Annotated in this window: 6 protein-coding genes; 3 read left to right on the top strand and 3 right to left on the bottom strand. The window is 65.6% G+C overall.

Going from position 1 to position 15,012, the window contains the following annotated elements:
• Nucleotides 1-122: 122 nt before the first annotated feature.
• On the bottom strand, nt 123-1,559 hold the full coding sequence (locus YUA_RS0122920) for a lipopolysaccharide biosynthesis protein (RefSeq protein WP_027532803.1): 1,437 nt from the start codon (nt 1,557-1,559) through the stop codon (nt 123-125).
• Nucleotides 1,560-1,863: 304 nt separating this feature from the next.
• Here YUA_RS0122920 and YUA_RS0122910 point away from each other — a divergent pair, with 304 nt between their 5' ends.
• Nucleotides 1,864-2,946 (top strand): glycosyltransferase, encoded by a 1,083-nt coding sequence (locus tag YUA_RS0122910; RefSeq protein ID WP_027532802.1) that lies wholly within the window; start codon nt 1,864-1,866, stop codon nt 2,944-2,946.
• A 100-nt stretch (nt 2,947-3,046) separates the two neighbouring features.
• The gene (locus YUA_RS0122905) at nt 3,047-4,114 is read left to right on the top strand and encodes an endo-1,4-beta-xylanase (protein WP_027532801.1); all 1,068 of its coding nucleotides are present in this window, start codon (nt 3,047-3,049) and stop codon (nt 4,112-4,114) included.
• A 3-nt stretch (nt 4,115-4,117) separates the two neighbouring features.
• Here the strand turns inward: YUA_RS0122905 and YUA_RS0122900 are convergent, their stop codons facing one another.
• Together YUA_RS0122900 and YUA_RS0122895 are read right to left on the bottom strand one after the other, a co-directional pair.
• Complete coding sequence (locus YUA_RS0122900; protein WP_027532800.1) at nt 4,118-4,915, bottom strand: protein-L-isoaspartate O-methyltransferase; 798 nt, start codon at nt 4,913-4,915, stop codon at nt 4,118-4,120.
• Nucleotides 4,912-8,376, bottom strand: a complete 3,465-nt coding sequence (locus YUA_RS0122895) for an AAA family ATPase (protein ID WP_027532799.1) — start codon at nt 8,374-8,376, stop codon at nt 4,912-4,914. The genes YUA_RS0122900 and YUA_RS0122895 overlap by 4 nt, the downstream gene beginning before the upstream one ends.
• 135 nt (nt 8,377-8,511) lie before the next feature.
• Here YUA_RS0122895 and YUA_RS0122890 point away from each other — a divergent pair, with 135 nt between their 5' ends.
• Complete coding sequence (locus YUA_RS0122890) at nt 8,512-14,949, top strand: non-ribosomal peptide synthetase (RefSeq protein ID WP_027532798.1); 6,438 nt, start codon at nt 8,512-8,514, stop codon at nt 14,947-14,949.
• The last annotated feature ends 63 nt before the right edge of the window (nt 14,950-15,012 follow it).

The following is a 15,012-nucleotide window of genomic DNA, read 5'->3' as shown; positions in this document are numbered from 1 at the left end:
GCTATGAAATGTGATGCGGCTGCCCATCTCGTCCGCAGCATTCCGCGACAAGGAATAGAACGCAAGGGGAAACTTGTGCGCGGCAGGCGTCGCTTTGGACCAGGCTGCGCTTCGTCAGGCGGTCAGACGCCCAGCGCCTTGCGGTTGAATGTCCGCAGGAAGCGCACCGACAGAGACCGCACGTTCGCGACATTCAGCAGCCACGCCGCGGCAACGTAAGCGAGACCGCCTGCAACGCTCACGATGATCAGCGCCACAATCCCGGTGCCGCTGACCTGCGACCGTGCGACGAAGATCGCCCCCGCCATGGCCGCGGCCGATGCCGCAACGCCGGCGAGCCTGACGACATCGAACGGCACGGGATGGGCGCGGTGCATCAGCGCGACGGCAACGACGAAGCCGATCACCTCGGTTGCGAGCGTCGCCAGCGCCGCGCCATAAATGCCGTAGCCCGCGACCAGCGCGAACATCAGTGCCACGCTCACGATCAGCGTCAGGAACGACTGCGCCGCCAGCATGAAGGGCCGCTCGGCGAGCTGGAAGCTGATCTGGACGTAGAACTGATTGGTAATGCCGAAGAAGCGGGCGAGCACCAACGTCGGCAGCAGCGCGGACACGCCGGCGCGAAAATCGATACCGACCAGCGTGCCGGCGACCTGATCGGCGGCGAGCGCAAGCCAGACCGCGACGGGCGCAACGACGACGAGCAGCAGTTCGAGGCTCTCGGTCAGCCGCTCCCGCGTGGTGTCGTTGTTCTTCTCCGACAGCGAGCGGAACACCAGCGGCACGGTGGCCGCGGCGACGCTGCCCGCGATCATGACCATGAATTGGCGCGGCAGGTCGGCGGCAACGCCGAAAATGCCGGCGGCATCCTTGCCGAGCAGCCAGGCAACGACGAGCCGGTCGCTGGCCGAGTAGACTGCGACCGAGAGGCCGGCCAGCGTCAGCGGCAGGCCATAGCGCGCCAGCTGCATGAACTGGCTGCGCTGGAAACTTGAGATCTTGGTGCGATCGCCGACGAGATTGAGAATGATGCCGGTCAGCGAGCCCAGGCCGAACGCCGCAAGCAGGCCCATGCCGCCCCAGCCGAGCCAGATCCCAAGCAGACCGAAGCCGACGCTCGACACGCTGCGCACGATCGAGATCGCCGCGAAGCGATAGGGCCGCAGCTTGGCGCGCTCGAACTCCTGGCCGACATCGACCGCGTTCGACATGATCGCGACGAACATGCTGGCAAGCACCAGCTCGACACTGACATCGCTGCGGAACAGGAACACCAGCGGGGTCGCAGCGCACATGGCGACGACGGTCAGCGCGAAGGCGACCATCGCCGTGCCGCGAAAATCCACCTCTCCCGACATCGCCTGATAGCGCGAGACCGACAGCTTGATCCAGACGAAGAAGATCGCGCCCAGAATGCCGGCGATGCTCATGCCGACGACATAGACGCCGTACTCCGCCGGCGTCAGCAGCCGCGTGTAGGCGGTGACCGCGAAGAAGCCCACCGCCGCAGGCAGGATATGGGCGACGAGATAGATGGAGAAATGGCGATTCAGCATGCGTGCACGGGATTGGCGGCCTTGAAATCGAGCGGCCGTTAATCAGTTGGACCTTGGCTTGACAATCGAAGGCTTGGCAATCGAAGGCTTGGCAATCGAAGGCTTGGCGATCGGACTGCGACGCAGCATCTCCCAAGAGTGTCACATAAGTCTGCAAATCGGACCGCGAATGAGCCGGCCCCACCGGTTTCGCGCGTTAGCGTTAAATTTGCCCTGTCCTTGAACGGGCCGCCGTGATCACCGAAAAGAAACCATGATTTCAAGACGTCGCCAGACCTCCAGTTAATGCGTGGACGTGACTAAGATGGACGTTGCCGAACATATACGGGCCAATCCCGCCTCCCTGCCCCATGGCGGGGCGGATGCGTCCCTGGTTCCAGCAGCCCCCGGGGACGAGCGGATGACGCTCAACCTGTTCTTCGAGGAGCGGGATGACCGCTGGTTTCCCGGCGACCGCCACGTCCGGCCGCTGCTGCGGCGGATGCTGCTCGGAAAATCCTGGATCAGCGGCCAGCGGCGCGTGTTCCTCAATCTCTGTGCCGGGCTCGACCGGGTCGGGATCCGCTATCGCGTCAACGATTACGGATACATTCGCAAGCACCCCGAGGAGCTCGCCTGCATCATCGGGCGTCCCTTCGTGCTCGACTGGTTCGCCTGGCAGAACCCGCTTCTGCTCGGGGTCGCCATGTACAACCATCCGGTGGATGCACCGGAGCATCTGAAGGACCTGCACACCAGGACCATGCTGGTGCCTTGCAACTGGTATGCGGAGATGTGCCGGCCGTATTGGCCGCATGTCGAGGTCTGGCCGGTCGGCATCGAAACCGATTTGTGGACTGAGAGCGCCGCCGAGCAGAAGAGCATCGACGTGCTGCTCTACGACAAGGTGCGCTGGGAGCACGACCGCTACGCGAGTGGGCTGATCGAACCGATCCGCAGGCATCTTGAAGCGAGCGGCCGCTCGGTCGAAGTGATCCGCTACGGCCATTACAAGGAGGACGACTACAAGGCGGCGCTGGCACGCAGCCGCAGCATGGTCTTCCTCTGCGAGCACGAGAGCCAGGGCATCGCCTGCCAGCAGGCGCTATCGAGCGGCGTGCCCGTGTTCGCCTGGGATCGCGGCGGGCCCTGGCAGGACCCGGAGTATTTTCCGGACAAGGTGAGATACGAAGGCGGCGTATCGTCGGTGCCCTATTTCGATGCACGTTGCGGCAGCACGTTTATCGACGCGAACGGCTTCGCCTCCGGCTGGAGCGACTTCTGGTCGCAGGTGATCGCGGGCGACTTCGAACCTCGCGATTATGTGATGGACAATCTCACGCTCGAAAAGGGCGCGCTTCACTATTGCGGCATCGCTGAAGCGGTGATGCAGCGTCAGGCGCGCTGACAACACCGTTCGCGAAAGTTAACCCAACAACAGGAAACCGCGGCGTCGCAAGGCGCCGCTTGGTACATTGGCGCGTTGGTTCCGAAAGGACGGTCGCCACGTGATGAAGCTCGACAGACGCGAATTTTTCCTCGGCAGCGCCGCAACGCTCGCGGCGGGCGCATCGGCGTCAACACTGCCGGTGTCGAAACTTGCCCAGCGCCGTCCGGGCTATGGTGCCGCCGCCACGCTCTGGGACCTGCAAGCCGATCCGCGGCTCGGCGAGGCCATCAGCACCTATTGCACCCAGGTGGTGCCGGTGCTCGAGCTGAAATGGCCGATGCTGCGACCCGACGCGCACACATTCGCCTTCGAACGCGCCGATGCCATCTATGATTTCGCCCAGAAGAACGACCTGACCATGCGCGGCCACACGCTCGCCTGGTATCATGACATTCCGGACTGGACCAAGCAGATCAAGGATTCGAAGGGCGTCGAGCGTGCCTACGTCGATCACATCAACACCGTCGTGTCCTATTACAAGGACAAGCTGACCTCTTGGGACGTCGTCAACGAGCCCATACCCGACAATCCCAAAGGCGTTACCGACCGGCGCGACACGTTCTGGACGCAGCATCTCGGCGACCGCTGGATTCCGCTAGCCTTCCGCACCGCGGCCGCAGCCGATCCGTACGTCAAGCTCGCGATCAACGAATACGATATCGAGTCGGCGAAGGATTCGTTCATCGGCAAGCGCGCGGCCTACCGCAATCTCATCATGAGTCTGCTCGACCAGGGCGTGCCGCTGCACGCGGTCGGGCTGCAATCGCATCTGCATGCCGAGCTCGAGATCGACACCCATGGGCTCGCCGAATTCGTCACCGAACTGCGGTCGTGGGGCCTCGATGTCTACATCACCGAGCTCGACGTCGACGATCAGAAGCTGACGGGAAGTCCTTCGGAGCGCGATGCCATCGTCGCCAAATGCGTCGACGATCTCCTGACGGCGATCTCGACCAGCGGACCGGTGCGCTCAATCCTGACCTGGGGCATTTCCGATCGCTACAGCTGGATCAACGGCATGTTTGGCCGCAAGGACAAGCAGCCCAACCGTCCCCTGCCGCTCGACGGCGAGTTCAAGCCAAAGCCGTTCATGGACGTGATCAGCAAGTTCACAAAGGACGTGTGACTTCTAGTGCGGGTCCGACGGCAGTCCCTGCGCGATGCCGCGAAAGCGCAGCGGCGCCAGCGCCGACGCCCGCTGCCACCAGTCGGCGACGCGGTCATCGAGCGCCGTCACTCCGCGGCCGTGGCCGGGAAAGATCCGGATCTGCTGCACAGCCTCGGCCTCGAACCCCTTGCCCTTGCGCGTGATCTTGAGGGCAGCACCTTCGCGGTCCCGCTGCGTCAGCGGCACCAGCAGGCGGCCGCGCGGGCGGAGCGATTGAAGCCAGAGCGGATGCGGATGCGAGAAGCCGGCATGCACGATGATGACGTCGGCCGGCTCGCCGATGTCGCGGCAACCATCGTCGTTGATAATTTCGACATTATGATAGGTGCGAAGATAGGCCGCGGCGCGCGCCGCAAGCCGCGCGTCGCATTCGATCGCCCGCACCCTGCCCTTCGGGCCGACGATCTCTGACAGGATCGCCGAGAAATAACCGAGCCCGCAACCGATCTGGACCACGCGGTCCTTCTCACCGACGTCGAGCACATCGATGAAGTGCGCCCACAGGCTCGGCAATCCGGTGTCGAGCCTGCGGCGCGTGTCGATGGCGACCAGCACATTGTCGTAGAGATGGACGGGCTCGGCGTCAGGCGTCAGCCGGTAGCTGCGGGCTGCCTCGCTCTTGATGCGCCAGGGCCCCTTCGGCAGAAAATTTTCGCGCGGCACCGCCGCCAGGGCTGCAAGCAGACGCGGCGAGGACAGTCGTTCCCGCTTCGCGATCAGCTCGACATAGCGCGCACGGGCGGCGGACAGATCGCTCATCTCACCGGGTCGGCCGGCTGACGAACGGGCGTGTCCCCACCGAGCTCGTGCACGAGTTGCATGGCCTGCTTCAGATCGTGCGCCAGGAATCCTTCGTTGAACTTGCCGACGATCGGCAGGAGCAAAAGGCTCGCATGTTCGCGCTTGCCGCAATCGTGCGACAGCCGCGCGAGGCTGACGGCGGTGCGCAGCTCCCAGGACAACGCGCCCTGCTTGCGCGCCGTCTCCAGCGACAGTTCGAACAAATCTTCGGCCTCCTGCACCGAGACCGGATTGCCGTCCGACAAGGTGATCTCGCCTTGCAGGCGATAGACCTCGGCAAGGTAAGAGTGATCGCCGGTCCGTCTTGCGGTCGCGAGCGCACCGTCCAGCGCGCGCAATGCGGCGTCGCGCATGCCGACCTTGGCATAGGCCTCCGCGAGCAGGCAGCGGAACCAACAGCCGGCGAGCCAGGAATCCATCGCCTCATATTCGTCGAGGCCGAAGCGCATCTGGCTGATGCCTTCGTCGGCCTCGCCGAGCTGGGCCAGCGCCCAGCCGCGCAGGATCGCGGCCTGCTGCTTCCAGTGCAGGAAATTGTGCTCGGTGGCGATGATCATGGCGCGGTTGGCATGGTCGCGGGTGCCCTCGATATCGCGCAGATGCTGGCAGAGATAGGCGCCGAACACCAATGCGAAGGCGAGCGAGAAGGGATGGCGGATCTTTTCCGCATGCAGGATCGCCTGCTCGCTGTGCTGGCGTGCCGCGTCGGGCTGGCCGAGGAACCAGAGGAGATAGCCGAGATAGGACAGCGAAACGACGCCGGGATCGGTGCCGTGACGCTCCATCAGGTCGGAGTGCAAATCGGGGCTGTAGAGATTGATGCAGCGGTGCAGATGATGCTGCGCGGCGGCGAAGCGCCCGCGATAGAGCATGGTCATCGCGATCGAGCGGTGCGCCTCGATCAGATAGCCGGTCTGCTGCGCCGGCTCCGCGCGCTCGTTGAGCCGTTCGCGCTTGGCGAATTTCAACAGCTCGACGCTGAGATCATGCGCGCGGGTGAGATCGGCGCGGATGAAATGGCACACCCAGAGCCCGCGGGTGGCGGCAAAGGCCTTTTCGTCGTCGTCGAGCTGCTGGCCGAGTTCGAGGGCGCGGATGTAGTTCTCCTCGACCTCCTGCACCGCATAGCCCTTGGCAGCGATCAGCGCGTTGCCGAGCGCGATCCGCAGCTCAAGCTCCATCTCGTCGGCGCCCTGCATGCGGGCGTTGGCCTGCACGACGCTCAAGCCCCGGCGCAGATGGCCGATCGCCTCGAGATTGGCGCCGCTCTTGGCCGCCTGCTTGCCGGCCTTGAGCCAGAAGCTCGCCGCGCCCTCGCTCTGGCCGGACTCGGTCATATGATGGGCGAGCAGCTCCGGCTCGCGCTCGGTCTTCTCCGGATACATCTCGGCGAGCACTTGCGCGATGCTCGCATGCAGCTTGCGCCGCTCGCTATGCAACAGGCTGGCATGCGCCGCATTCTGGATCATCACATGCTTGAAGGAATAGAGCGCATCGGGCGGATGGCCGCGGCGCGTGATCAGGCCGGCCTCCTCCAGATGCGTCAGCGCCGCCTCGATCTGCTCCGCCGGCGTGTTCGCGACCGCGTGCAGGGTCTCGTATGAGAACTCGCGGCCGATCGTGGCGCCGATCTGCGCGATCCGCTTGAACGGCCCCATCCGGTCCAGACGCGCCATCAGCGAATCCGTCAGCGTCGCGGGGATCGCGAGTTGCCGCCATGGGCCCGACAGCACATAGCGGCCATGCCGCTCGGTGAGGAGGTTGGATTCGAGAACCGTCTTGGTCAGCTCCTCCAGGAACAGCGGCACGCCGTCGGTCTTGACGATGATCTCCTCGACGACCTCCTTGGGCAGCTCGCGCCCGGCGACGCGCTCGACCAGCGTCGCGCGCAACGGCCGGCTCAGCCGGTTCAGCACGAGGGTGGTGATGTGCGAATGCGCGTTCCAGCTCGGCTGGAATTCGGAGCGCGCGGTGATGATGGCAAGGATCGGCCGGTTCTGCACCCGGTCGACCAGGAGATCGACCACCTCGCGCGAGGTCGGATCGATCCAGTGCAGATCTTCAAAGGCCATCACCAGCGGCATCTCGCGTGCGAGGCCCAGGAAGTGGTTGATCAGCGCCGCGACGGTCGCGTCCTTCTGTTGCTGCGGCGACAGATCGAGCGGCGGGTAGCGCTCCCCGGTCGGGATCGAGAGCAGCGCGGCGAACAGCGGCGTGATCTGCTCGATGTCGCCGTGAGCGGCGGCAATCGCATTCTCCAGGCTCTCCAGCGACAGTGCGGACACATCCTCGCGATCGAGACCGAGGGAGAATTTGAGCTGCTCGACGAACGGATAGAAAGCAGTGGAGGTGTAGTAGGGCGAGCATTGGAACGAAACCTGTCCGTGCCGGTCGCCTGATATCCGCTCGAAGATTTCCTGGATGATGCGCGACTTGCCGATGCCGGGTTCGCCGAACTTGACGACGACCTGGCCGTCGCCCTCCTTGACCTGCTGCCAACGCCCCATCAGCAGCGCGATTTCCTCCTCGCGATTGACCAGCGGGGTCAGCCGCGTGCCCATGGCGGCCGCAAAGCGCGTCTCGACGCGCGTGGCGCGCACGACATGCCAGGCCTGGGTCTTCTCCGAGATGCCCTTCAACGCATGGGCGCCGAGATTGCGGTAATCGAACTTCCCCTTCAGCAACGACTGTGTCGAGGAGGAGATCACCACGCCGTTGGGCGGCGCCAGCGCCTGCAGACGCGCGGCCAGATTGACGGTCTCGCCGACCGCGGAATCACGCTCTTCGGTGCCCTGGCCGACGAGGTCGCCGACCACGACGAGGCCGGTCGCGATGCCGATGCGAACGGCGGGCGCGTGGCTGAGCGCGCCGCGCGGCTCGATCGCGCGCGCCGTCGAGAGCACCCGCACGATCTCGAGCCCGGCGCGCACCGAGCGCTCGGCATCGTCCTCATGCGCGGTCGGGTAGCCGAAATAGACCAGAATGCCGTCGCCGACGAAGCGGGCGGCAAAGCCTTCGTAATGCTTGACCACGCGCACGCAGGTCTCGCGGAAGCTCGCGATCATGTCGCGCACGTCTTCCGGATCGAACTGGGCGGAGAGCGCGGTGGAATCCACCATGTCGCAGAACATGGTGGTGAGCTGACGCCGCTCGGCGCCGACCTCGGTGCGGATCGGCGGGTGCGCTGGCGCGACCGGCGCCTCTGCGGTCTCGGCCTGGAACAGCGACGCGGTCGCCCGCTGCAGCCGCTTGCGATCGCCGAGCGGCAATCCAAGCTCGGCAAGGTCAGCCTCGGTCAGGTCCCCCATGACGTCGAGATCAAGGCGATGTTGCGCGAACAGATCGGTGTAGTGGCCGAGACCGATGCCTTCGAGCCAGCGCTTCAACCCGACTTCCGTTCCCGGCTCTTTCTCCAGCATGGTGATCCCGCTCGACAATCCCCCCGCCGAAGGGCTTAAGGTCCCTCAACCACAGATTTTGGGGCCAAAACTTCACCTCAGACTGGACGCGTTCCCTAACTCCAGGGAAGAATAGCCCAATCAGATCAAAAGGGAATGGCATTGTCCGAGGTTGCACCGGGGGCGGGAGAGGGATCGGACGGCATCCGTGCCGAAACCGAGACCTTTGCCCACATCGGCAGTCTTCTCGCCTTCCACGCGCGAACAACGCCAGAAGCGCCCGCCCTGCTCGCCCCTGGCCGGCCGCCCCTGATCTATGGCGCGCTCGGCGCTGGGATCGCGCATCTGGTCCAAACGCTGCGCGGGCGCGGCATTGCACCTGGCGACCGGATTGCCGTTGCACTGCCGCGCGGCGCCGACAGCGCGCTGGCTCTCATCGCGGTCGCATCAAGCTGTGCCTGCGTCCCCGTCAATCCCGACCTGACAGCGGATGAACTGCAACGCTATTTCAGTGAATTGAAGCTGACTGCGCTCGTCACCCGAGCCGACATGAACTCGCCAAGTCGTGACGTCGCCAGGGCGCTCGATATCGCGGTGATCGACTTCGTGCCCGGACCGGAGGCGAACCTCGGCGGCTGCGAACTTATCGGGCCGGCGGTCGGTCCGGCCTGCGCGAACGGCGCCGCCAGCGCCGAGGACGATGCGTTCATCCTCCTGACGTCAGGCACGGCGGCGCGACCGAAAATGGTGCCGCTGACGCACCGCAATGTTTGTCTTTCCGCGCAAAATGCCGGCCGCGCGCTGTCGCTCACATCGCATGATCGCCTGCTGAATGCCCTGCCGCTGTTTCACGCCCATGGCCTGATCTCCGGTCTGCTGACCGCGCTTGCCGCAGGCTCCAGCGTGATTGTGACCGGCGGCTTCGACGCGCCGTCGTTCTTCGGCTGGATGCGGGATCTGCAGCCAACCTGGTACACGGCGGTGCCGACCATTCATCGCGCGCTGCTGACGGCCGCGGAAGCCAACCCGGAGCGCGGCCGTTCGTCATCGCTGCGCGTGATCCGCTCGGCCTCGGCCTCGCTGGCGCCTGCGATCCTCAACGGGCTGGAGGCGACGTTCGGCGTCCCCGTGCTCGAGACCTACGGCATGACCGAAGCGGCCTCGCAGATTGCTGCCAATCCGTTCGAGCTACGCAAGATCGGATCGGTCGGCCGCGCCGCGGGTCCTGAGATCGCGATCATGGACGGGACAGGCCGCGAGCTTGCAAGCGGCGCTTATGGCGAGATCATGCTGCGCGGACCGAACATGAGCCGCGGCTATTATAATGACGAGGCGGCGACGCAGGCCGCGTTTCGCAACGGCTGGTTCCGGACCGGCGATCTCGGCTATCTCGACGCCGACGGCTATCTCTTCATCGTCGGCCGCATCAAGGACGTCATCAACCGCGGCGGTCAGAAGGTATCGCCGCTCGAGGTGGAAGAGGTGCTGCTGGCCCACCCGTCGGTGCTGGAAGCCGGGATCTTCGCGATTCCTCACGCAAAGCTCGGCGAGAACGTCGCCGCAGTCGTCGTGCTACGGGCGAATTCCGAGGTGACCTCCGACCAGCTGCGCCAGTTCGCACGCAAGCGACTTGCGGCCTACAAGGTGCCGAGCCTGATCCGCAGCGTGGCGGCGCTGCCGAAAGGCGCCAGCGGCAAGGTCAAGCGCAACGCGCTGGCCGGGCTGATTTCGGCGTCCCGTGATGACGACGAGACGCTGCTGCCGCGCAACGCGCTGGAGACCCAGCTTGCCGAGATCTGGGCCAATCTGCTGGAGCTTCCGCAAGTCGGCGTCGATCAGGATGTCTTTGCGCTCGGCGCCGATTCGCTCGCGGTCACGCAGATGCGCTCGCGCCTGCGCGAGCGCTTCAACGTCGACTTTTCGTTCGAGGACATTTTTGATTGCGCCACGGTCGGCGCTCTTGCCGCCCGGCTCGAGACCACGACGCATCGCGATGCGACGCTGCCGGCGTGGCGCCAGGCGGCTTCCGAAGGAGACGCGCCGCTGTCGTTCCAGCAGCAGCGGATGTATGTGCTGTCGCGGCTCGATCCGACGCGCTACAACTACAACGTGGTCGAGGTCGCGCTGCTCAAGGGCGAGGTCGACATCGCCGCGCTTCAGGCGGGCTTGGCTGCGATCTGCGCGCGCCATGAAGCGCTGCGCTCGGTCTTCGTCGAGCGCGAGGGCGAGCCTGTGCAGCGCGCGCTTGAGACACCACCGCGGTTCGAGCGGATCAAGCTAAGACCCTGTCCACCGCACCGGCGGGCTGCGGTCGTCAAGCGCGAGGCGCTCAAGCTCGCGCAATACCCGTTTGATCTCGCCCGCGAACCACCACTGAAGGTCACGCTGCTCTCGTTCGACAGGTCCAGCCATGCGCTCGTCGTCAATGTCCATCACCTCGTCACCGATGGCTGGTCGCAGCGGCTGTTCTGGGAGGCACTGGCCGCCGCATATTCCACCGCGCGCAAGGGAAGCACGGCGGCGCTACCCTCACCCGCCTTCCAATATCGCGACTTTGCGCGCTGGCAGCAGGGCTGGGCGCAGACACCGGCGGCAAAGGAGCAGCTCGATTACTGGCGGGCACAGCTCGACGGTGTCACCACGCTGCCGCTGCGGACCGACAGGCCCCGGCCGGAGATCTGGAGCGGTCACGGCGCCCGTCACTATTTCGAATTCTCAAAAACCCTGTCGGCCGACATTCGCGTGCTGAGCCAGGACCAGGGCGTGACGCCTTTCATGGCGCTGCTCGCGGTGTTCCAGTGTTTGCTGTTCCGCCATACCGGACATCAGGATGTCGCGACGGGCTCGCTGATCGCGAACCGCAACCAGATCGAGAGCGAGCGCCTGATCGGGCTGTTTGCGAACACGCTGATCCTGCGCAACGATTTCGACGGCGACCCGACCTTCGGCGAGATGTTGCGGCGGGTGCGGCAGGTCACGCTCGATGCCTATCGCAACCAGGACCTTCCGATCGAGGAAGTCCTGCGCGCGTTGCAGATCGCGCGCAGGACCGACGGCAATCCGCTGTTCCGGATCATGTTCATCCTGCAGAACGCATCGATCGAGGCGGCGCGCTTCCCCGGCCTCTCGACGCGGCGGCTGGAGATCGATCCGAGGGTCGCGCGCTTTGATATCACGCTGGAGCTGGTCGAGGCCGAGGGCCGCTTCACCGGTTTCTTCGAATACGCCACCGATCTGTTCGACGCGGTGACGATCGAGGGCATGGCGAATCAATTCAAGACCCTGCTCAAGGCCGTCATCGCCAATCCCGAGCGGCGCATCTCGCGGCTGCCGCTGCTAACCGACGCCGAACGCCTGCGGCTGCCGACAAAAGGCCGGCCTGCCAATTTCACCACGCGCGGCAATCTCTGCGAACGCTTCGAGCGGCAGGCGAAGAAGACGCCAAATGCGATTGCCACATCCGACGGACGTCTGTCCCTGAGCTATCGCGAGCTGGCTCGCCGCAGCCAGGCGATCGCGCGATGGCTCACGCGCGAAGGCGTCGGCGCCGAGAGCGTAGTCGCCTTGTTCGCGGATCGCGGAGCAGACCTGCTCGCCGCAATGATTGGCGTGCAGCGCGCCGGCGCGGCCTTCCTGAACCTCGATCCCGAGCAGCCCCCGGCGAGGCTCGCAACCATCCTCGGATCAAGCTGCGCAAGCATGCTGCTGACGGGGCGCGCGCAGTCCGCCAAGGTCGACGCGCTGCTCGAGCCGCTGGTCGCGCGCATCCAGGTCGCCGAGCTCGAGGACGCAATCGCGCTGGAATCGACCAAGCCGGCCCGCCCGGCACGGCGCGCAAGCGCGAGCCTTGCCTATCTCATCTATACGTCCGGCTCCTCCGGCGCGCCGAAGGGCGTCATGATCGAGCAGCGCGGGCTGTCGAACCATCTGGCGTCGCTCATTTCCGAGCTCGGCCTCACAGCCGGGGACGTGATCGCGCAGACCGCGCCGCAGAGCTTTGTGATCTCGGTCTGGCAATTCCTCGCCGGTCCGATGGCCGGTGCGCGCGTCCACGTCTGCGGCAATTCGATCGTACAGGATCCGATGCTGCTCGCGCGAGAGATCGAACGCGAGGGCATTACAGTGCTCGAGATCGTCCCCTCGCTGCTCCGCGTGATCCTCGAACGTCTCGACGAGGCCCCGATGCTGCGGGCCTTTGCGAAGCTGCGGCTCCTGATCTCGACTGGCGAGCCGCTACCGGCCGATCTTTGCCGCGCCTGGTTCGCCCGCTGCGCGAGGGTGCCGCTGATCAACGCCTATGGCGCCTCGGAATGCTCTGATGACGTCTCCCTGCACCGGCTGACCAGGGCGCCGGACACGGCGACGACCAATGTCCCGGTCGGCGCGCCACTGCCCAACACCCAGCTCTACGTGCTCGATCCGAATCTGGAGCCGCAGCCGATCGGCGTGGTCGGCGAGCTCTGCATCGGCGGCGCCGGCGTCGGCCGCGGCTATGTCAACGATCCCGCCGAGAGCCGGCAGCGCTTCATCCCCGATCCGTTCGCGCGCGAGGCAAGCGCACGGCTGTATCGCACCGGCGACCTCGCCCGCCGCCGCGCCGACGGGACGATCGAGTGCCTCGGCCGCGCCGACCTTCAGGTCAAGGTCCGCGGCTACCGCATCGAGCTGAAGGAGATCGAGGCTGCGCTCGCCGATCATGCCGGCGTACGGGCCTGCATGGTCGAGCCGCGCCGCGACGCCAATGGCGATGTCAGGCTGATCGCCCATGTCGTTGCCAGGGCCAGCAGCCAGATCAGCGCCAGCGAATTGCGCGACTTCCTCAAAGGCCGGCTGGCTGTTCATGCGATGCCGTCGGCGTTCCTCTTTCTGGATCAGGTTCCGCTCAATGCCCACGGCAAGCTCGATCGCTCCGCCTTGCTGGGGCCCGTGCAACAGGAGACCGCTGGGACGGAAGCCCCCGTGCCGGCCCGCCGCTTCACCGAAAAAGTGCTGTCCGACATCTGGATCGATCTGCTGAAGGTCGAGAGCCTCGGTGTCACCGACAATTTCTTCGACCTCGGCGGCCATTCGCTGCTGGCGGGCCAGGCGATGGCGCGCGTGGCCCGTGCGCTCGGGGTATCGCTGCCGATCAAGACCATCTTCGAGGCGCCGACGATCGAAGATCTCGCCCGGCGGGTCGACGAGGCCGTGGCCACGAAACCGCAAAAACCCGCGGCCGGCGTCCCACGTCTCGCCGACAGCGGACCTCCCACGCTGTCGATCGCGCAGGACCAGATGATGCGAATCGAGCAGAACCTGCCCGATCTGCCGCTGTTCAACCTGCCCTTCGCCTTCCACCTCGAAGGCCCGATCGATCCGCGCACGCTGGCGCAGGCCATCGACGACATCGTGCGCCGCCACGAATCGTTGCGGACGGCGTTCGGCTGGAACGGCGAGGAGCCGGTCAGCCGCATCATCGCGCCCGCCACGCTCGGTCCGGTCCTGACCGTCGAGACCATCGGCGACGGGCGGCCCCACAACAACAAGCGACGCAAAGCCCTCGAACTCAGGAAGATCGAGCTCCTGATCGCGCAGGAGACCTATGCCCCGGTCGACGCCGTCCGGGCGCCGCTGCTGCGGGCGCGGCTGCTGCGGCTGCACGCCGAGGATCATATCCTGCTGCTGACGCTGCATCATGCCATCGCCGATGGCTGGTCGATCGGCGTGCTGTTCGAGGAATTGTCCAACCGTTATGCCGCACTGGCAGGCCATCCGTCAGTGCCCTTGCCAAAGATGCCGCTCGCGTTCTCCGACGTCGCACGCTGGCAGTGCTGGTGGTGCGGCACCGAGGCGGCCCGCCGGCAGGCCGCCGACTGGGCCGAGAATTTGCGCGGTGCGGTCCCCCTGTTTGAGGGTGAAGCGCGGCCGGGGGCGCCGACCGGCCATCATCCGCTTAGCCTGGAGCGCGACCTGGTCGCCCGGCTCACGGCCTATGCGCGCCAGCACAACGCCACGCTGTTCATGTGTCTGCTCACCGGCCTCAAGGCCTTGTTGCTGACGCGGACAGGACGCACGGACATCTCGGTCGCGACCGCGATGGCCAATCGCGCCCAGCCGGACACCGAGGGGATCGTGGGTCCGTTCGAGAACACGGTGATCGTCCGCAGCCGAATCACGCCGGAGCTGTCGTTCACGCAGGCCTTGGCGCGGGTGCGTCAGGCCGTGCTCGAGGCGCATACCCGGCAGGAGCTGCCGTTCAACATCCTGGCCGACCATCTGGAGCAGGAGTGCATCGATCCGGCATCGCTGCTCCAGGTCTACTTCACTCTGCAAAATCCGCTGCGCCAGCCGCTCGACCTGCCAAATGTCGCGGTGCGATCGATCGGAGACGTCGCACGCGAGGGCCAGCCGGTGCTGCCGATCGACCAAACCTGGCTGTCGCTGATGCTCAAGGAGCGCCCGACCGGAATCACCGGTTCATGCAATTACAAGGGCGATTTGCTCGACGGCGGCATGGTCGGTACGTGGATGGAAGATCTCGTCGCGCTGCTGGGGGCCGCAATCACCCAGCCCAATGCGCCACTCGGCCGCTTGCTCGATCGCAGGGCGGCATGACCGGCTGTTCAGAACGGGCAAATACGGGTTCACTCGCCGAAGCTGTGAATGAACAAGTTGCAT

The organism is Bradyrhizobium sp. WSM3983 (assembly GCF_000473045.1).
In the GTDB taxonomy this organism is placed as follows: Bacteria; Pseudomonadota; Alphaproteobacteria; order Rhizobiales; family Xanthobacteraceae; genus Bradyrhizobium.
The sequence above is the reverse complement of the archived record's forward strand: the minus strand, read 5'-3'. Positions and strand labels throughout refer to the sequence as shown.

Excerpts from the sequence above, each read along its gene's own strand:
- YUA_RS0122920 (WP_027532803.1), bottom strand. The coding sequence starts at position 1,559 with ATGCTGAATCGCCATTTCTCCATCTATCTCGTCGCCCATATCCTGCCT.
- YUA_RS0122910 (WP_027532802.1), top strand. The coding sequence starts at position 1,864 with ATGGACGTTGCCGAACATATACGGGCCAATCCCGCCTCCCTGCCCCAT.
- YUA_RS0122900 (WP_027532800.1), bottom strand. The coding sequence starts at position 4,915 with ATGAGCGATCTGTCCGCCGCCCGTGCGCGCTATGTCGAGCTGATCGCG.
- YUA_RS0122895 (WP_027532799.1), bottom strand. The coding sequence starts at position 8,376 with ATGCTGGAGAAAGAGCCGGGAACGGAAGTCGGGTTGAAGCGCTGGCTC.
- YUA_RS0122890 (WP_027532798.1), top strand. The coding sequence starts at position 8,512 with ATGGCATTGTCCGAGGTTGCACCGGGGGCGGGAGAGGGATCGGACGGC.